We start from the raw sequence: 19,678 nt of genomic DNA on the forward strand, positions 1-19,678 counted from the left end.
TGATTTATGCCCTATTCGCAAAAAATGTTTATGTATCACGCAGACTAGACTCTACAAGCATCATAGATTAAAATTTATTTAAGATAAATCTATCTAATCAAAACGAAATTTTATTATTAAATTCTGATATAAATCCTGTTCCCGAAACGAAATATAACTTAGATAGGTGTGCATGAACATCAAGATTTTAAGAGACTACATCACAGATCACCCAATAGAGCTTACTATGTTCATTGAACTGTCTATTATACTGGCAGAAATGGTGCAGCGTGAACACGAGCAGAATAGGATCATTGGATACCTTAGCCCTGACCATATCAGCGTGCAGTGGCAGGGGAAAACGGCGCATATATCCTGGCATACGGAAAGTCATGCAGCTTATCATTCTCCAGAGCAATCTGGGCGATTCAATCTTGTGCCGAGTGAACGCAGTGATCTTTACGCATTAGGTGTTATTCTCTACGAGTTGTTGACCAGGCAATTGCCTTTTCATGCTGAAAATGATGAAGACTGGGGTACCGTGCTTACCCGTAAGGTGCCGCAGCCTTTATCCGATATTCGACCGGGATTAGACGATACACTTCAATTGATACTGATGAAATTACTTGCCAAATCACCGATGGAGCGTTATCAGAGTGCATATGGGGTGCTTGAAGATCTGAAGTTGTATCAGAATATGATGGATAACGATGGAGCGTTTACGCCATTGGAAGTGGGACGATTGGATAAAATACGTACGCTTTCCCTATCCGATTCGTGGTATGGACGCAGTGCCGAAGTGTTGCAAATGGAGGCCGGGCTGGAGCAGGCTTTTCAAGGAATGAATGCCTTTCGTTGGGTGATAGGCAAGGAGGGAACGGGCAAAACGACGCTTGTCCATAGACTCCAACAAAACGTCATTCAGCATGGAGGCCGGATGATTGCCATGGAAGCGGAACCATTCCAACAAAACGTGCGGTGTGGGTCGATTCTTCAAGTGATGCGGGAATGGATCTATCAACTGTGGAGTGAGCCAGTTGAACTCATTACACGTCTGAAAGCCAAACTGCAAGCCGAGTTTGGGCTCGAAATGCAGGTGATCGTCTCCTGCTTGCCCGAGACCAAGCTGTTGTTCGACAACGATGCGAAGGTATCGCATGTCTCGGACGCTACGAAGGTCTGGGAACGGTTTGAAGAACTTCTGCCCGACTTGATCCGTTGTATGGCTGAATGCAAGCCACCGCTTGTTCTGTTTATGGACAATCTGCAGTGGGTTGACAATGGAACACAAGACGTCATTCGTGAACTTGCATTATCACAAAAAGCGTATGGATTATTCCTAATCGGGGCTTATCGTACGGAGGAAGTGATCACTTCCACTGAGGATGAAACGAAAGCTGATCAAGAGGGATTTCTGGTTTGGTTAAGCCAAAGATGCCGTGCGAATCCAGATGAACAAGTGACTCTATCGCCGCTGGCTTACGAGGATGTAAGGCAGCTGATCTCTGATGCTCTATATGAGAAATCCGCTCGCATTCAACTTCTGGCACGGTCTGTCTACGATCAGACAGGTGGGTATCCCGGCTCGGTTCGTCTCTTGCTGGAGGGATGGTTAAAGGAGAACAGACTAAACTTTGACGAGAAACGACGTAAGTGGGTATGGGACTCAGAAATAACCCGGCAACTAAGCAGGTCGGAAGAACATCTACGGCTGCTGGAGATGAGTTTCTCCAATCTCAAGGAAGATCGTAAGGAGTTCTTGGCTATGGCGGCTGCAATAGGTCCGGTATTCCAGTTAACACTCTTGGCCGAAGTGTGTGGCATATCAATGGATAGGGTATTCCGTATTCTACAAGAGGCGGAAGCGGAAGGATTTATTTATCGGGAAGACGAAGCAGGGCAAGAAGATGGACGGCATACAACCTATGTGTTCTCCCATGAATTCATTCACCGAATGGCATATGCCTTTGATTCAGAACGTATTATCCAACGACACCGAGCAATTGGACGGTTGCTACTGGATCGCACGTCGAATTCACGCGATGACTTGTCAAGAACAGCGATTGATCATCTGAATTTGGCAGCTTCGGTATTATCAGAGCAAGAAACGAAGCAATTAATAGAGCACAATCTTCAAGCGGGACAAGAGGCGTTGGCATCCGCGCGCTATGCGAAAGGCAAGCATTATGCCGAAAACGGGCTTCATCTGCTTGCAACATACAAAGTGGACGTACCAGTTACACTCGATGTCGGGTTGCAGTTGGTATTAGCATGGACGGAGTATATGGGTGGCAATAGTGTACGGGCGAAAAAACTGCTGGTGGACTTGAACCAAGACAGCGATCGACTGAGCCGATCAGAGCGGCTCAAAATCTGGGCACCTTTAATCCGATTCCATGCACTCGCGGACAATGAGACTGCGGTTCAATTTGGAATGGAGGCGCTAGGCTCCTATGGTTGGAAGCTTGGGAAGAAAAGTACACTGTTGTCTATAGGCAAGGAAGTGACCCGAACCGCGATCCTTTTACATCGAAAGCGGGAGAAGCATCTTCTGCTGTCCGACCCACTCGATGAGGATTATGAAGAATTATGTCATGTAATGGAGCTGTTGTTTCTTCCATTGCTTGCACATGATGCGCGATCGCTTCTGGAATTGTATGCCCGATTTATTCGTTATGGGTTGCATAAAGGGGTGAATGAGTCACTAGCCGCTATGATCGGAGCATACGAGCTGATTGTGCAAAGGTCATTTCCCAGCTTCGTTCGAAAGACTCCGATTGCTGAGCAGGTGTTTCTGCAAATCGCGAACACCTCTACATTCAGGAAAAAGCATGTTTTTACTTTTTTGATCGGAATGATCAAGCAAATGGACAGTCCTTTGGAATCTTCTGTTGTCCTGTTCAATGCGATGCGGCAAGCGATGGAAGCAGGTGATCATGACTTTGCTAATCCTGCCTTAATTTTCAGTGTTATGGGTAATCATGGGAATGTATATATCCTAAATGAAATGCTCCAATACTTTGAGGAGAACATGCGACATGTTGCCGACGACAAGATACAGGACATGATGCGGCTGACGAGTAGTTACGCAACAGTGCTGCAAGACGATTCTCTGATCGACAGTTTTGTTGCTATTCCACAGGTGCCGACTGACAGCGAGCTGGCGCAACGGGACGAGGACAATTATAGCTGCGGTTGTCGGCTCGAGGTAGCGTACCTGTCGGGTAGATATAGCGAAGCTCTGTATTGGTCGCAGCGAGGAAGGGTAAACGAACTGCATTTGGATTGGATGCGAATTCGTAAACAACGTGTTTACGAGACTTTGGCACGGGCTGGATTGTATTTCGAGACGAATAGGGAGGAACGTAAGCGGATTCGGAAGGCCATACGCGCGCAATTGCGATTGATGAAGAGTTGGCGAGGATTCTTGGACAGTACTTCCTCTGCATACTTGCTAATCAAAGCAGAGGCTGAACGGATCGCAGGGAATTCGGTGAGCGCCATGCAACAATATACGGCTGCAATCAGGCTGGCAAGAACCGAGAAATACGTATTGCTGGAAGCCATTGCTTGCGAACGGCTTGCGGTATGTTATCAAGATGATATGCACAGCCGATCCGGAGCGGCAATTACGATGATGGATGCATGTGCGGCATACGCTGAATGGGGAATCACCTTCAAAGTAACTCAGATTAGAAGCAGAGATGCTAAATTGCTGGACCCGATATATAAGCGTTATGAAGGTTCTGTATTACAGGATCGAATCCAAATGACTCAAACCGGCACATCGCTACCTCAACGGAACGGCTCCAAGATGGGTGAAGGCTCGAAGAGCGAAGAAGAACTCGAACATGTGCAACGACTCATCGATGGGTTGGCACAGACGAATAAGGTCGACTGGAAGGTGAATCTCTTGGAAACGGCTTTAAGACAAGCCGGAGCTGAGCGTGGTCTGTTGTTGAAGCGTCATAATAATGAATTCTATATTGAAGCTAACCGTTCTGACTGGACTGATCAGGAAAAAGGAGTCGGCATGTATGCGGAGAGCGTCTTACGTCATACAACGATGACGGCGAAACCGCTAATTCTGCATGATGCGTTTCAGAGTTTTTGGGTGAAGGATGCTTATATCGCAGCAAGTAAACAGAGGTCGATTCTGTGCATGTCCATTGATGTTCCGGGAGAACAAGCTTCCTATCTACTCTACTTGGAAAATCGACTGATGCCGGGTGTGTTCACAAAAAGGGATGTTCAGATGATGGAGCTTATTGCGACACGGATCATTTATCTCAAGCTGCTGGGAGACGAAGCTGCGAATACAACAATCCCAAGTACTTCCGAAAGTAACGTTTCGTCCGTGGTGCCTAGTCTCAGTCAACCGGGGCTGACTGAACCACTGACCGAACGAGAAACGGAAATTATTACAGCGATTGCAAAAGGTTTGTCGAACAGAGAGATTGCCGATCTCTTTGGGATTGCAGAAACGACGGTCAAGACACATACTTCTAGAATATACGGCAAGTTGGGTGTAAAACGGCGGGGCAAGCTGTCCTACGTGCCAGAGAGCTACAATTGATAGAGTGACGAACAAGGAAGCGAGCCTAAAAGGGCCGCTTCTTTGTTTTTTTGGAGTACTACTTTAGTAGGACTTAAATATCCTAAGATGAGACTATGATGTTTAGATGGAGTCAAATGAAAAGAGGTCATTTTGAGTAATAAGGAATGGTATGAAAGGAAGTGTACATGGTGAGAAAGAGAGTTGTCTCGATTGCAAGTATGCTCGTTGTAATCGTGTGTATGGCATGCATCGTAATTTTTAATAATCAAAGCGTTGCATCCGCTAACATAGTTCCGTCAACTATTTATGCAGCAGAGGATACAACAATGATTTATGAGTCTGGTATGATCTATGAGGGTGAAAATCTCGGGTATCTGGAAGTAGGCTATCAAGGAACACTTAGTGTTCCCTTAGAGGCTCAGGTATTACTAAAGTTTGCTTTACCCCCAATCCCAACAGGGTATGAAGTTGAAACTGCAAATCTTTATATTCCTGTAACAGGTGGTACTTTACAGGCAACAACTAATTTTTCGTTAAAAGTTTCTACGAGTATAGATCATAGCTGGGCACAGGATAGTAGAATAACATCGCCACCAGCTCTAACGTCAGGTTCTACACAATCAAGACTTTTAGCCAATAATGTACCTATACTTAAACCTACACTCGCTCCCTTTAATTTTACCAGCTATATATCAGGGGAATCAGCGAAATCTGATCCTAGAGCAACCTTCATTCTATCAGGAATGACTTCTCAAGAAGCAGCTGAAGCAGGAATAACCTATGCTGATCATTTTATACAAATGACCGAAAATCATGCACATGGCGGCAGTCTGGGTCCATATTTAATTATTACGTATTCTGAAATTGCGAATATTGAAATAACTGGAGTCGCAGATGGAGGTCTATACAATACAAATGTAACGCCAACATTTAACACGGGTACAGCAACTTTGAATGGAAGTCCATTTACAAGTGGAACACAGCTTACTGCTGAAGGCTCGTACACGTTAACGGTTACAGCAGGCAGTCAATTAGAAACGATTCAATTTCGAATAGATAAGACCCCTCCAACAGGGACGATTATTGTAAATCTAGGCAACGAATACACGAATGGTTCGGCTGTACTTATTTCAATAAATCCAGATCCTGGAGTAACTGATATTACGCATATCCAATATTCGCTTAACGGAAGCCCCTATACACAGATGCCTTATGTACCAAGCTTTATGCTATCAATAGGATTTACTGATGGAGATAAAGTTTTGAGATTTAAACTAGTTGATCGTGCAGGGAACCAATCAATTGAATATCAAAAAACCATAACACGGGATACCGAAGTGCCAACAGGCTCTATTGTTATTAATAATGGCAACGTGTATACAACTAATCGTGAAATAACGCTTAATCTATCATTAGGCAACGGTGTAACAGATGTGGTAGCCGTACAATTTTCTAATAACAATAGTTCTTGGTCAGGAGTTGAAGCCTTTAGTTCCATAAAAAGCTATACGTTACCTGCTGGTGATGGAAATAAAACGGTATATGTTCGTTTAATTGATCGAGCAGGCAATATTACCGTCATTCAAGACAGTATTATATTGGATACAACACCTCCAACAGGTACGGTTGTTGTAAATGATGGTAGTGCTTTTACAAATGACTCAAACGTATACGTTGATATAACACCAACAGCAGGCGTGACGGATATCGTGAGCATTCGCTACACGCTTAACGGATTACCTCCAACGACTATAGCGTATACAAATAGCTTTACTATTAACGTAGGAAGCTCGGATGGAGAAAAAGCTATTACAGTAGAGTTAATTGATGAAGCAGGACGCGTATCTCCACTATATAGCACAACGGTAACGCTGGATACGATCCCCCTGTTGTCAGCGGTGTAGCGGAAGGAGGAAGTTACACTTCCTCACAAACCATTACATTTAACGAAGGTACTGCAACACTAAATGGTGGTTCTTTTGTGAGTGGAACGACTGTGGATACTGATGGTTCCTATGTACTCGTGGTTACGGATAGCGCCGGTAACTCAACTACCATAACATTTATTATCAATAAACCAGCTCCAAATAGATATAGCGTTAAATACGAGGGAAACGGTGCTACTGGAGGACAAGAACCAGTCGATAGTCAATCTTATGAGAACGGACATACCGTTACAGTATCTGATAATAGTGGAAATTTAGTGAGGACTGGATTTACGTTTGATGGTTGGAATACATCAGCAGATGGCAGTGGGGTAAGTTATCTGGCAAATCACACGTTCAATATTAATGCCTCAGATGTCACGCTGTATGCTCTGTGGAAGGTAAATTCTTATACATTATCATTTCAATCAAATGGAGGCGCTGTTGTCCCGACTCAGAATATATCATACAACGTAACAGCAACAGCACCGACCGCACCAACTAAACCAGGTTATACATTTGGTGGCTGGTTTAAAGAGACAGCCCTCATTAACCAGTGGAATTTTACGAGAGATGTAATTACAGCGAATATGACGTTGTATGCGAAATGGATTCAAAATAACTCTTCTGAAAATAATGGAGGAGGAAGTTCTCCAACGCCTCCCCAGCGATTCATAGTATCTTTTGAAACGAACGGAGGGAACGGGTTAAATAATCTGTCTGTCGTGTATGATACACGGTTAGCCGAACTACCAACTCCTACTAAAGAAGGTTATACATTTGGCGGATGGTATCATGATATGGCGCTGACCAACACGTGGGACATCACTAAGGATCGAGTGACCAAAGATGCTACATTGTATGCAAAATGGATCGCAAACACAGTATCGGTACCTGCAGCCAATCCGCAATCAACCCCAGAAGAACCAAAACCTGAACGACCTGTTGTTGCTTTTGACGACCTTTCAGGACATTGGGCAAAAGAAATGATTGAGGAATTAGCCAGTCAAGGGATAATTACAGGCTATCCCGACGGTTCTTTTTATCCCAATGAAAGCATCAAGCGCCATCACATGGCTCTAATATTCATACGTGCTTTCGAGTTTGAGCCAAAACGTGAGGCAGTTTCATTTTCTGACGTATCACCAAGTCATCCTTACTATGAAGCCGTTATGTCACTACAGCAAGCAGGAATAGTCGATGGATCAAATGGGGATTTTCAGCCCAATCATTCGCTGACTCGTGCACAGATGGCTAAAATTTTGACACTGGCTCTTGAGATAGAACCAGGTGGAACTCGTACTTTCCAAGATATACCTACAACGCATTGGAGCTATGATTATGTCGCTGCACTAGCAGAACTAGAGATTGTACTAGGTGATAACAACGGCAAATTTAAGCCGGATGAACCCGTGACACGTGCACAGTTCGCGGTAATGATGTATAGAGCATTGAATATGTCAAAATAAACCTTTGGCGTGGTAGAAAAACATATTTTCATTGAAGTCGCTATTACAGCGGCTTTCTTTTTGTTATAAACCTATGGTATTGAGATTAAGCAAGGTATCATATATTACCGGGATTAGCTTCACTTTAATAATAATACCTGCATATGAAACTGAAAGTGGCAAGATAATGTACCGCAATTATGTGATGTCATAGGGCAAAGACATTGTGTTGTTGCCAATAAAATTATTATCTAAACGGGATTGTAGTAAGTAAGAAAAATTATTTAACCCGATTCATCATATTCAGCTGTGAGAGAAACCTGATCTTTTATTAGTATCAAGTACTATTATCAAGTGTTATAATTGTGATTAAGTTGAAACAATAAATAGAGATAATCGGGTTCATCTTCATCTCAACAAAGGAGAGCTTAATATATGAAATTTAATGAATTTTTTGTTGGCCAAACTTTTAAAACAAAATCTCTTGAGATCACGAAAGAGGATATTACGAGATTTGCAGCTGAGTTCGATCCTCAGTATATGCATTTAGATGAAGAGAAAGCCAAAGAGGGAAGATTTAATGGCATCATTGCTTCGGGAGTCCAAACTTTGGCGGTTTCATTTAAGCTGTGGATTGAAACGGGCAGTTATGGTGATGATGTTATTGCAGGAACCGCGTTCAATAATATCAAATTTATTAAACCCGTTTATCCTGATGATGTCTTGTATAACATGGTTGAAGTTATTGAAGTAAAAGAAAAGAAGAATGAAGCAGGGCTTGTTACGGTGAAGTTTTCTACTTTCAATAGCAGAGAGGAACTCGTTTTTGAAGGAGACTTAACGGTTCTGGTCAAGAAGTGATAAACCTTATAGGGAAGCGGATATATGAGGATGTTGATGTATAATGTCATACAGACACCGATCAATAAACACTTGATTTATAGAGTTGAGCAAACAATGAAGTATATATCTGATCAGTTAATTCATTAAGCTAACGAGAAGCACGTTTCGAATGGAAAAGAATTATTTGCAAAGATTGCTGATGGAGAACTAGCCATAGCAGCCGGTCAATTGTGGTCGGCTGCTTTTGTTTAACCAAACGGGCAAGTCCTAATAATTTATCCGTAAGGAGAATAATGTAATAAAAATTTATTAAATTTGATCAAAGGGAGAAAAACATAAGAGTCAAACGCATGGCCATAACCCTGTCAAGTAGACAATATGAAAAAGTATAGTTGACTCTAAGACTCAAGGGGATCATACCAGCAAACAATCGCTTTTAGAGTGTATTTATTTTGACCGTTTTGTTGATGCTTGATACAATAGCATAAACTATGTAGTAAAACTATACTTAAATTAGGTGGGTATAAATTGAAAAATAATAATGATGCCTTGAATATATGGATGTCATTGACAAATAGTTTTACCAGTATCCATGATAGATTGGAAAATGCTCTAGAAGAGCAGTATGATTTGTCGTTAAAGGAGTTTTATGTTTTATATTTTATATCAAATTCTGAAGATAAAGAGCTAAGATTGCAACAAGTACAAGAACTGATAGGTTTAAGTCAAAGTGCCACATCCCGTCTTGTTGTAAGAATGGAAGCAAAAAATTGTGGGGCATTAGAACGACATGTGTGTGAAGATGATAAAAGAGGAATTTACACTAGAATTACGGAGCTAGGAGAAAATAAATTCCATCGAGCTTTAGTAACCGTTAATGAAATTTTGCAAAAGGAACTTCAGCAGGGTGAGTTGACAAAAGTACAAAGCTTATTTGATAAAAAGTAATACTAGATCATGAATTTCCTAATAAAAAGTATATAAGAGGGCTCACTGATGTTTAGGTGAGTTTTTTTGATTATAATAATACTAGGATGAAACGGATGAAGGTCACCTATTTCAAAAAAATGCTGCAGCACAGCTTGACAATCATTTTGTAATCCATTAAATTAAATGCATGCGCATGCTTTTAAATTCAAGTATATGTATCTGAAATAAAAAGAAGTTGGAGAGAGGGGATTGAGAATGAATTATATTCAACACAAAGTGATTATTTTGACAGGCGCATCTAGTGGCATAGGCGAAGCAACAGCATTGTATTTGGCTAAGCATGGGGCAACTGTTGTACTCGCAGCTCGAAATGAAGAGAAGTTGAAAGCATTGACTGATCGTATCAAAAATGATGGTGGCCAAGCATACTACAAAGTAACTGATGTAACCGTTAACGAAGAGGTTCAAGCGCTGGTCAACTTTACCTTGGATTCTGTGGGGCGCGTTGACACGTTAATTAATTGTGCAGGTTACATGCTGTTCTCTATGTGGGACAATGCACATGTTGAAGAGTGGGAGAAAATGATTGATCTAAATATCAAAGGAACATTGTATGGAATTGCTGCTGTACTACCCCATATGAAAAAACAAGGTCAAGGGCAAATTATTAATGTTGGCTCAATTGCTGGACATGCAATTGGAGAAGGACATGGTGTTTATAGCGCTACAAAATATGCGATGAGAGCAATAACGGAAAGTTTACGTAAAGAAATGTCCGTGAAACACAATATTCAGGCTTCCTTAGTGTCTCCTGGTATGATCGCAACAAATTGGCAAAGTACAGTTACAGACCAAGATGTTAAGTCAGTATTAGAGAATCTAAATGAAGTGGCTATTGATGTCGAATATGTAGCAGAGACTATTGGGTTTGTGGTGAATAAGCCTGCTAATGTTTTAATCAATGATGTAATCGTATCTCCTACTTCTCAAGAATGGTAAGAATGTTGTAATAGTCTCAATTGAAATCTCAAACCTAAGGAGTGATAAAATGAAAGTCTTAGTAGTGGGGTCAAATGGACAAATCGGACAAAAACTTATCGCATTATTAAAAGAAAGTAAGGATCACAGCGTTCGTGCGATGGTTCGAAAAAAAGAGCAGGCTGAAGTTTATGAGAAATTGGGTGTTGAAACTGTTCTTGCTGATTTGGAAGGCTCGGTTGCTTCCATTGTTGAAGCTGTTCAGGGTTGTGATGCTATTGTCTTCGCTGCGGGTTCCGGTGGTAAAACGGGCGATGATAAAACGTTGCTCATTGACTTGGACGGTGCAGGTAAGACTATTGAAGCTGCTGAAATAGCAGGCATTGACAGATTTATCATGGTCAGTGCAATTCAGGCTAACAATAGGGACAATTGGCATGCTAACATACTTCCATATTATGCTGCAAAGCATTATGCAGACAAAGTACTTGAGAGTAGCAGCTTAACATACACAATTATACGTCCAGGGATATTGTTGAATGAACCAGGAACAGGAAAGGTGTCTGCTGCTGAAAATATCATTTATGGTAGTATTCCACGTGAAGATGTGGCAAGCACCATTATTGCTGCATTAAAAGAAGAAAACACATTTAGAAAGACTTTTGATTTGATTACAGGAGAAGTATCAATTGTCAATGCGTTGCAACAAATTTGATCGTAGGGAGAGACTAAAGTGAAATATAAGGAATTACTGAAGTTGAACTTGTTATAACAGGTTGTACCCATGTGGAATTCAATTAAAAATTCTTAATAATGGATACAAATTACGAATTGAAACACGTTTGTTTCTTTTGTTATGAAAGGGAGTTAAGGATGTTTTGGTTGATGTTTACTTCTGTGCTTATTGGGTTGTTGGTTGCTGTACGCCAACTATGGCCATTATCAAATCTGCAATATGTCAGTGGTCAAGAATTCAAGAAACTACAAATTGAGTTTCTGGATTATAAAGTGGTGGATATACGGGATTCATCTCAATTTAGTTCAGAACCTACAAACGGAACTATTAATATTTCTTTGGGTCGACTTCCTTATGTATGGCAAAAGCATATTACTCCTGGGGAACATATCTTTATACTTTCACAAGGAAAGTTCAAAACTAAAAAAGCTGCACGTATATTGTTAAAGCGAGGATTCCGCAATCTATATGTCATTAAATCGTAGTAATTGAAATACAATTCAATTCGCATTACTATAAATGCATGCGCAAGCAAATAAAATTAAAAGGAGATAATTATAATGAGTAAAGCAACGTTGAAGGATTATGAAGAAATCGTTAATGCAATGCAGGGATACATTGAGGGGAATATCGAGGGTAAAGGCGATGTAATGAAATCTACCTTTCATGAAGATGCAATTATGTATGGTTATACAAATGATGGTAACCTCAGTACAGGTTCGATTCGAAATCTTTATGAATTGATCGACACGCTAGAACCCGCAAAAGATTTGAAATACAGAATTGATGTTCTAGATGTAGCGGTGACTGTTGCAGTAGTTCGAATTATTCTAGAGGCACCTGGCATTGAGTATGCAGATTATCACACGCTCCTTAAAATAGATGGTCAATGGAAAGTTATTTCTAAAGTGTTCCATCAATATTGATGGTTTAGGAAAGTATATCTTTTGTTTGTTTGGGGAAGATTTATTTTAGCGAACTTCAAAATGAATGATGTTCGGGTTGACAAAAAGAATAGTTCTGATAATATATAAATGCTTGTGCATGCATTTAAATACTGTGAAAATGAGAGGAGTCTTTCTAATGAAAGATTTATTTAGCCCCTTTACAATAAAAGGCATGGAATTGAAGAACCGTATTGTAATGTCTCCTATGTGTCAATATTCGGTGGACAACAAAGATGGAATCGCCACCGATTGGCATTACATGCATTATGTAAGTCGGGCAGTGGGCGGTACAGGGTTTATTATGATTGAGATGACGGATGTTGAGCCAGATGGTCGAATTTCAGATTTCGATCTGGGCTTGTGGTCCGATGAACAAATTCCAGCATTGAAGAGAATTGTAGACGCTTGTCATAGCTACGGTGCAAAGGTAGGAATTCAAATTGCACATGCTGGCCGTAAAGCAGAGGATGCGGAAGTACCCGTTGCTCCATCTGCGATTGCTTTTGATGAAAACTCTAAAACACCGCGTGCTCTAACTACGGACGAGGTAAAAGGGCTGGTTGAAAAATTCCGTAGTGCGGTAGCTCGTGCAGTGAAAGCAGGATTTGATACGATTGAAATCCATGGTGCACATGGTTACCTAATTCATCAATTCCATTCACCACTGACGAACAAACGTGATGATGAGTATGGTAAAGATCTTACCTTGTTTGGTCGGGAAATCATCACAGCAGCGAAAGGTGAAATGCCGGATCATATGCCGCTTCTGATGCGCATTTCTGCTAAAGAATATGTAGAAGGTGGCTATGACCTTCAGGAGAGCATTCAATTTGCTAAAGAATATCAAGAAGCAGGTGTAGATATGTTTGATATTTCATCGGGTGGAGAAGGACCGATTGCTGCATGGGGCAGACCAGGTACACATGCTGCTTACCAGGTTCCACTAGCTAAAGGAATCAAAAATGCTCTAAATGTTCCAGTAATCGCCGTTGGACGACTAGATGATCCAACTTTGGCAAATGCCGTAATTGGAAACGAAGAGGGTGATCTGGTTGCCGTTGGTAGAGGATTGCTCAGAAATCCTTACTGGGCATTGGAAGCTGCTTCGAAATTAAGAAAAGAAACACAAGTTCCTAAACAATATACCACAGGCTTCTAACAAAGATTACTGAGTGTTTTCACCGGAGAATCGGCTCCAGAGATGATAGTGATTTCAATAGTGTTCTCTGGCTGATCATCCGATCACCAAAATATCACATGAAAAGAAGTTTTATTAATGTCTTATATTAAGGATAAAGTTATTATTATCACTACTGCGTCACGAGGCATCGGTGAAGCAACTGCACTTTACCTTGAAAAACAAGGAGCATCAGTAGTACTTGCAGCAAGGATGAAGAAAAACGATCAAGGTACTTTCGGTACCTTGATCGTTTTTTGCCATTCATTATCTAGGGAAATAGATATGAAGATAAAAAATATCTTCGTCTGTGTGAAACGTTAGAGTTCCATTGTATTGTTCTGTAATATGCCGCATGCTCTTAATGCCAAAGCCATGACGATCTTTGTTTTTCTTATTTGTTTGTATCACATCATCTTTGATGATCAGGTCACTATTAAAATAGTTTGTGATGTGAATAGAAATGATACCGCTTTCATTGCCTGTTGTAATCGAAATCGTTCGCTTCTTATCATTGGTTACGGATTGTACAGCCTCCAGAGCATTTTCTATTCCGTTGCTTAATAGAGAGTATAGATGAGTGGGTGAAATAAAAGACAAACATCGACCATCAGCCATGCAACTCATTCGAATCTGATTTTTCTCACAGTAAAGCTGCTTTTTATAGAGAATTACGTCCAGGATATCACTACCGGTTTTCACGGAGGTGTCATACACTTCAATAGCAGCATTCAATGACTCGAGTTCTTGATTAGTCAGTTTGTAACTCACATTTGACAATTGTTGCCGAAGATCGTGACATTTCATATTAATCAGTTCTATTTCACTTCGCATACTTTCAAACTGTTTTTTCTCCGCATGCAGTAGTTCATCCATAATTAATAAATCCTGTTTTAGTTTACTCGTTTCCAATATTCTTGTACGTAATAACAATGTAAGTAGAGCATACAGAATTGCAAAAATCCGAATGATGAAATCCAAGATACTGTTATCGCCCTCGAAGGAACGACTTAACGAGTTAATGATTACGGTGACAAAAATAAAAATCAATGAAAAAATAACAATTAAGACCTTGTTACTTTTGTCGTGTTCATAGACTTTGTTACGACGAAAGAGTAGAGCGAGTGAAATACTAAAAATGCAATGTATCAAGGAATACACTAACCAATCCCGTAACGGAACCATTTCCTTAAAAGGGAGAGTGTTTCATACGGATTTTGTTTGAATACAACAATAAATATTTCATACAACCGGCCTACAATCATCTGGATCGCAATACCGCCACATAGACAAAACAATAGTTCTGAAAAATTTTCCTTGTACAGCAAACATAGAGCACTCAAAACGAAAATATAGACAACAGTACTTACCACTCCGGGAAATAGATAAGGATAATGAAAATTCATATAAGATACTAACAATAGTAGTGGAATCGCCAAGTTAGCCATGATACATAGCTTTAACCAAAACCCTTTTGATTTTTGATAAGGCAGTGTCAGAATGAAAATGCAAAACACAAATTCAATTAAACTAGCCGATCGAATGATAATCTGTTTGGAGTAGACATCCAAAAAATCAGAAATCATACTATTCATCTTTTTCTCTCACATACTCCATTAGTTTATTAACAAAGGCTTTCTTTCTGGGCTGACTGATCCGTAGCTCAATGCCTCCATCTAATGTAACAGTGTATCCCTGTACGCTTTGAACATACGCCAGATTGACCAAGTAACAATTATTGCATCTGAAGAAATCGTATCCGTGCATTTTTTTTTCGATAGATGAAATAGTGGCATACTGCCGGAAGCTATTTTCTACCGAATGATAAATGACATGATGCCCTTCTGTTTCAACATAGCGGATGCTTTTGGGAGAAACTTTGAGGATTCCTTTGTCCGAAGGGATAAGTATTTCATCTTTGGGATTCTCGTTAAGTCTTTGCATGGCACGTGACATTTTCAAGGCAAAATCATAGTACTCCACCGGCTTTAACATATAATCAAGCGCTTCCACTTCATATCCTTGAATAGCGTACTGAGTAAGATTGGTAATGAAGATTAGGATCACTGTTTTATCGAGTGCTCTGATACTACGCGCAGCGTCCATTCCATTCATATACGGTAATTGAATATCCATGAATATGATATCAAAATTGGAGTCGTAATTCTCCAACAGTGCAACAGCTTGTGAGAAATGCACGATATTGAAGGAAAGTCCTTTTTCGGCACTATAGTTCGTCAGATGACTTTCTAACAAACGCGCCTGGTTGATATCATCCTCTACAATAGCGATTTTGATAATCATCTTTCACCCCTTAGTTTTATCTCTAATTTATGTTCACTATAGAAAGTGAGCCTCTCTTTGTCAATAATACAACCTAAACCTCAGCGTAAACTAAAAAAAAACCTCATAAACTAAAAACCCGGTCGTGAATTTTCTTTAATTCTTTGAGTTTATGCCAAATGCCACAAACAACTGGCGTTACGCCATACAATAGAGGTGCGCTAAGGAAAGCGTATACAATAATTGATTAAAAGGGGATAGCAACATGGGAAAAAGAACAGCGAAAACAGCCTTCACGGCAATTTGTATGGTCATGATGTTGGTTGCTTTAACAGCATGTGGAAGTGGTACAGACGGAGAGAAGTCAGGTGCATCTAATAACCCTACAGGGTATTATGCGTCTACAACTAATGTGGCATTCACAAGTGCTTACCCGGAACATACCTTTAAAAGGGCCACTTTTGGCGTCCAATCCATTGAGACATTTGCAGATAATACGTATATCTTAACATCCACAGGTACTTCTTTTTCGGGAGCATTGTTATTTGAAGATAGCGGTAAATACGATGTTGTACCTAGAGGAGCAGACATTACTAAATATTATGGGACAGTAACTGTAAAAGACGAAGATGGGCTACGTACACTTGAATTATCCCAACCTACATCAGTGATGGTGAATAGTTCATATTCGGCAGGTGCAAATCCTATTGGTTATTTGAATACGCTTGCATGGACTGATGAAATGGGGCAAGCAGCTGGTGGAGAAGGTGCAGCCTTAACTGCAGAGCAATACCTTGAATCCGTATCATTCCCGGCAACTTCCATTATTGTTGACCCTGCAAGAGCAAGCTTCGATTACACAGTGCTAAAAGAAAGCGAAGAAGCAACACATTAAGTTAAATAAATGGACTCTGTAGGAGGTAGCTGCATTGAAAAGCAAAAAAAAATTATGGCGCGGATTGACGGCGCTTTCAGCATTTCTCTTAGCCTTTAGTTTATTTATGACTGAACTGCTAATGAGTTGGAGTGGTCAAGTGAATGTTTTTCTTAAAATCACTCCACCTGTAATCCAAGCTGATGAGAGCTCGACGTATTATCCAAGCAACTATGAGTTATCTGATCAGGGTTTAGCAGAGATGTTAGTCGATTCGGATAAACACGATGTGCAGACGATGGAAGAAGGAACGGTTCTCTTAAAAAATAACCAATCCGCACTGCCATTACGTGCTGAAGAACGTAGTGTTACCTTGTTTGGTCGGGCGACGGCAGATCCTGTATATAGCGGGAATTCTGGTGGGCCTGGTATGGATGAGAAACGTCAGGTTAATTTGTACAATGCTTTAAAGGAAGCTGGATTCACCATTAATGACAGGTTGTTCGACGCTTACAAGAATAGTGATGTGGCTAGGGCAAAAGCGTCTCCCGATTGGTTCATTGGAGAAGTTGATAAAAATTTCTATACCAATGACCTACAAGCAACATACCAAGATAATTTCAATGATGTGGCTATTGTCATGTTGTCTCGTGATGGTGGGGAAGGTAAAGACTTAGCGACAACCGACAGAGACGGCATTTCTTACTTGGCACTTCATAACACAGAAAAAGATCTATTAAAAATGATCAAGGATAGCGGGAAATTTTCGAAGATTGTTGTTCTGATTAATAGTGCATATGCGATGGAACTAGGTTGGCTTGAAGAACAGGAATACGGGGTTGATGCTGCCCTGTGGATCGGAAATCCGGGTCTTAAAGGCTTTACAGGCGTGGCAAATGTACTAGTAGGTGCGGCCGATCCTTCAGGTAGACTCGTGGATACCTTTGCAGCAGACTCCTTATCTGCACCAGCGGTTAGAAACGCAGGCGATTTTCAATACTCGAATGATAATGGTCATTATATCATCCAAGCAGAGGGTATCTATCAAGGCTATAAGTACTACGAAACAAGATATCACGATGCTGTCCTGGGTTTAAATAATGCGGATAGCAGCGCAGGTGCTTTTGTTAATCAAGAACGTTGGAGCTACGCTGACGAAATGGTATATCCATTTGGCTATGGTAATAGCTATGCTAATTTCACTCAGCAGTTAACTTCGGTGGAATGGGACAGAAATGCCAAAACAGTAACGGCTCAGGTTAAGGTGACGAATGAGGGCTATCCTCAGGAATCAGCTTATACAGGAAAGTCTAAATCAGTTGTACAGGTCTATGCTCAACTTCCATATGAAGAAGGGCAAGCAGAAAAATCTGCAATACAGTTAGTTGGATTCGGAAAAACGAGTGAACTGGGTGCAGGTGAATCTGAAGATGTCACGGTTACAATTGATGACTATTTATTTGCAACCTATGATGAGAATGCTGAAAATGGGGCTGATCCAAGCAAGAAGGGTAGTTATGTCTTTGATCCAGGCGACTACTATTTTGCAATAGGTAATGATAGTCATGACGCTCTCAATAATGTGATGGCAAATAAGCAAGGTGCAGCCGTAGCAGGCAAGCTATTGCTGGCTAATGGTTCAGTGGTAGATGGAGATGCCAATAAAGCAGTCTCTGTACCGCTAGAAACGTTAGATAATGTAACCTATGCCAAATCTCAATATACAGATGAAGTGGTTTCCAATCAATATGATGATATTGATTATAATTACTTCGCTGAAAATGCGGTTACGTATTTAACACGTAATGACTGGAATACGTATCCTAAAGCATACACCGCTGTTGAGGCCACTGATAAATTAAAAGAAGTATTGTATAACGAAAAATATCAAAAGCCTAGTGATGCGCCAGCGTATGATAGCTTTGCTCAAGGTGTAGATGCAGGGCTGAAACTGGTTGATATGAAGGATGTTCCGTTTGATGACGATGAGAAATGGAATACGTTCTTGAGTCAATTAACGATTGCTGAGTTGAGTGCGACGATCGGGGAGAATTTTGGACAACCAGCTGTGAAGTCCATTAATAAACCTGCCAACAAAAATACAGACGGACCTTCAGGCGCTCAATCCAATTATTTGTTTAATAATGGTCAACCGTCTACGGCACATGTTAGTCAAATTGTAGCAGCATCAACGTGGAACCAACAGTTAATCGCAGAACGTGGTGATTTTATCGCAGAGGATGCTCTGTTCACTGGAACGACACAGCTCTGGTCACCAGGAGCCAATCTACATCGGACTCCATTTAGTGGACGTAACTTTGAGTATTACTCTGAAGATAGCATTCTGAGTTATATCATGGGTGCAGTTCAGACAGAAGCAATGCAAGCGAAGGGATTAACCGCTTCCATTAAACACTTTGTTGCCAATGACCAAGAGACAAATAGAAGCGAGTTAGCTACATTTGCGACTGAACAATCCTATCGTCAAGGTCCTTTGAAAGCATTTGAGGGTGCCTTCACCAAAGGAGAAGCGCTTGGTACGATGATGTCATTCTCTCGAATTGGTGCTCGTTTGGCCTATGCAGATCATGCAACGCTGACACAAGTGCTTCGAAATGAATGGGGCTTCAAAGGGGTTACGATTACAGATTCAGTTAAAGGTAATCCGAATATCCCAACGGTGGAATCACTTGTTGCTGGAACAGATACCTTTAACGCGGATACTGCCCGTGCGAGTGAGATTCACAAATATCTTGCAAGTAACAAGGATGGTTACGTATTGCAAGAGTTAAGAAGAGCCAATAAAGGCTTCTATTATTCCTTAGCTAATTCTACTTTGATTAATGGTCTATCGGCTGAAACTGAAGTAGAAGATTTTGTACCATGGTGGCAAACATTTTTGAAGGTTACGAATTATACCCTTGGTGCATTAACGCTGTTGAGTTTATTCCTGTTCATTAGAACTGGCTATGCAAGAAGGATAAGGGAGGTTTAACCTAA

General features: G+C 40.8%; 14 protein-coding genes and 1 pseudogene. 13 read left to right on the top strand and 2 right to left on the bottom strand.

Features of this window, described 5'->3' with window-relative positions:
* Window positions 1-172 precede the first annotated feature (172 nt).
* From DMB88_RS14875 to DMB88_RS14925, 11 genes and pseudogenes are all read left to right on the top strand, one after another.
* Complete coding sequence (locus tag DMB88_RS14875; RefSeq protein ID WP_128101973.1) at window positions 173-4,555, top strand: helix-turn-helix transcriptional regulator; 4,383 nt, start codon at window positions 173-175, stop codon at window positions 4,553-4,555.
* A 167-nt stretch (window positions 4,556-4,722) separates the two neighbouring features.
* Window positions 4,723-6,441 carry an Ig-like domain repeat protein gene (locus tag DMB88_RS14880; RefSeq protein WP_128101974.1) on the top strand — a complete coding sequence of 573 codons (1,719 nt, stop codon included), beginning with the start codon at window positions 4,723-4,725 and terminating at the stop codon, window positions 6,439-6,441.
* Between the two features lie 77 nt (window positions 6,442-6,518).
* Window positions 6,519-7,931 carry an InlB B-repeat-containing protein gene (locus tag DMB88_RS14885; protein ID WP_128101975.1) on the top strand — a complete coding sequence of 471 codons (1,413 nt, stop codon included), beginning with the start codon at window positions 6,519-6,521 and terminating at the stop codon, window positions 7,929-7,931.
* 414 nt (window positions 7,932-8,345) lie between these two features.
* The gene (locus DMB88_RS14890) at window positions 8,346-8,771 is read left to right on the top strand and encodes a MaoC family dehydratase (RefSeq protein ID WP_128101976.1); all 426 of its coding nucleotides are present in this window, start codon (window positions 8,346-8,348) and stop codon (window positions 8,769-8,771) included.
* Window positions 8,772-9,281: 510 nt separating this feature from the next.
* A complete protein-coding gene (locus DMB88_RS14895; RefSeq protein WP_128101977.1) occupies window positions 9,282-9,701 on the top strand; it encodes a MarR family winged helix-turn-helix transcriptional regulator in 420 nt (139 codons plus the stop codon).
* Window positions 9,702-9,938: 237 nt separating this feature from the next.
* Entirely contained in the window at window positions 9,939-10,682 is a 744-nt protein-coding gene (locus DMB88_RS14900) for an SDR family oxidoreductase (RefSeq protein WP_128101978.1), read from the top strand.
* Window positions 10,683-10,731: 49 nt separating this feature from the next.
* On the top strand, window positions 10,732-11,376 hold the full coding sequence (locus tag DMB88_RS14905; RefSeq protein WP_128101979.1) for an SDR family oxidoreductase: 645 nt from the start codon (window positions 10,732-10,734) through the stop codon (window positions 11,374-11,376).
* A 170-nt stretch (window positions 11,377-11,546) separates the two neighbouring features.
* On the top strand, window positions 11,547-11,882 hold the full coding sequence (locus DMB88_RS14910; RefSeq protein ID WP_128101980.1) for a rhodanese-like domain-containing protein: 336 nt from the start codon (window positions 11,547-11,549) through the stop codon (window positions 11,880-11,882).
* 75 nt (window positions 11,883-11,957) lie between these two features.
* Window positions 11,958-12,323, top strand: coding sequence for a nuclear transport factor 2 family protein (locus DMB88_RS14915; protein ID WP_128101981.1), 366 nt, complete (start codon window positions 11,958-11,960; stop codon window positions 12,321-12,323).
* 157 nt (window positions 12,324-12,480) lie between these two features.
* Complete coding sequence (locus DMB88_RS14920) at window positions 12,481-13,503, top strand: NADH:flavin oxidoreductase/NADH oxidase (protein WP_128101982.1); 1,023 nt, start codon at window positions 12,481-12,483, stop codon at window positions 13,501-13,503.
* Window positions 13,504-13,620: 117 nt separating this feature from the next.
* A pseudogene (locus DMB88_RS14925) lies at window positions 13,621-13,734 on the top strand (SDR family NAD(P)-dependent oxidoreductase); the annotation flags it as partial.
* 54 nt (window positions 13,735-13,788) lie between these two features.
* Here the strand turns inward: DMB88_RS14925 and DMB88_RS14930 are convergent.
* A complete protein-coding gene (locus DMB88_RS14930; RefSeq protein ID WP_164848698.1) occupies window positions 13,789-14,397 on the bottom strand; it encodes an ATP-binding protein in 609 nt (202 codons plus the stop codon).
* 711 nt (window positions 14,398-15,108) lie between these two features.
* Complete coding sequence (locus tag DMB88_RS14935) at window positions 15,109-15,825, bottom strand: LytR/AlgR family response regulator transcription factor (protein ID WP_128101984.1); 717 nt, start codon at window positions 15,823-15,825, stop codon at window positions 15,109-15,111.
* A gap of 244 nt (window positions 15,826-16,069) precedes the next feature.
* Here DMB88_RS14935 and DMB88_RS14940 point away from each other — a divergent pair, with 244 nt between their 5' ends.
* Entirely contained in the window at window positions 16,070-16,699 is a 630-nt protein-coding gene (locus tag DMB88_RS14940) for a hypothetical protein (protein WP_128101985.1), read from the top strand.
* A 34-nt stretch (window positions 16,700-16,733) separates the two neighbouring features.
* Complete coding sequence (locus tag DMB88_RS14945; RefSeq protein WP_128101986.1) at window positions 16,734-19,673, top strand: glycoside hydrolase family 3 protein; 2,940 nt, start codon at window positions 16,734-16,736, stop codon at window positions 19,671-19,673.
* The last annotated feature ends 5 nt before the right edge of the window (window positions 19,674-19,678 follow it).

The sequence above is a fragment of the Paenibacillus sp. DCT19 genome (assembly GCF_003268635.1).
Classification (GTDB): Bacteria; Bacillota; Bacilli; order Paenibacillales; family Paenibacillaceae; genus Paenibacillus.

Bases quoted from the DNA above. Each gene is read 5' to 3' on its own strand.
- DMB88_RS14875 (WP_128101973.1), top strand. From the start codon at position 173: ATGAACATCAAGATTTTAAGAGACTACATCACAGATCACCCAATAGAG.
- DMB88_RS14880 (WP_128101974.1), top strand. From the start codon at position 4,723: ATGGTGAGAAAGAGAGTTGTCTCGATTGCAAGTATGCTCGTTGTAATC.
- DMB88_RS14890 (WP_128101976.1), top strand. From the start codon at position 8,346: ATGAAATTTAATGAATTTTTTGTTGGCCAAACTTTTAAAACAAAATCT.
- DMB88_RS14900 (WP_128101978.1), top strand. From the start codon at position 9,939: ATGAATTATATTCAACACAAAGTGATTATTTTGACAGGCGCATCTAGT.
- DMB88_RS14905 (WP_128101979.1), top strand. From the start codon at position 10,732: ATGAAAGTCTTAGTAGTGGGGTCAAATGGACAAATCGGACAAAAACTT.
- DMB88_RS14910 (WP_128101980.1), top strand. From the start codon at position 11,547: ATGTTTACTTCTGTGCTTATTGGGTTGTTGGTTGCTGTACGCCAACTA.
- DMB88_RS14915 (WP_128101981.1), top strand. From the start codon at position 11,958: ATGAGTAAAGCAACGTTGAAGGATTATGAAGAAATCGTTAATGCAATG.
- DMB88_RS14920 (WP_128101982.1), top strand. From the start codon at position 12,481: ATGAAAGATTTATTTAGCCCCTTTACAATAAAAGGCATGGAATTGAAG.
- DMB88_RS14930 (WP_164848698.1), bottom strand. From the start codon at position 14,397: ATGGATGAACTACTGCATGCGGAGAAAAAACAGTTTGAAAGTATGCGA.
- DMB88_RS14935 (WP_128101984.1), bottom strand. From the start codon at position 15,825: ATGATTATCAAAATCGCTATTGTAGAGGATGATATCAACCAGGCGCGT.
- DMB88_RS14940 (WP_128101985.1), top strand. From the start codon at position 16,070: ATGGGAAAAAGAACAGCGAAAACAGCCTTCACGGCAATTTGTATGGTC.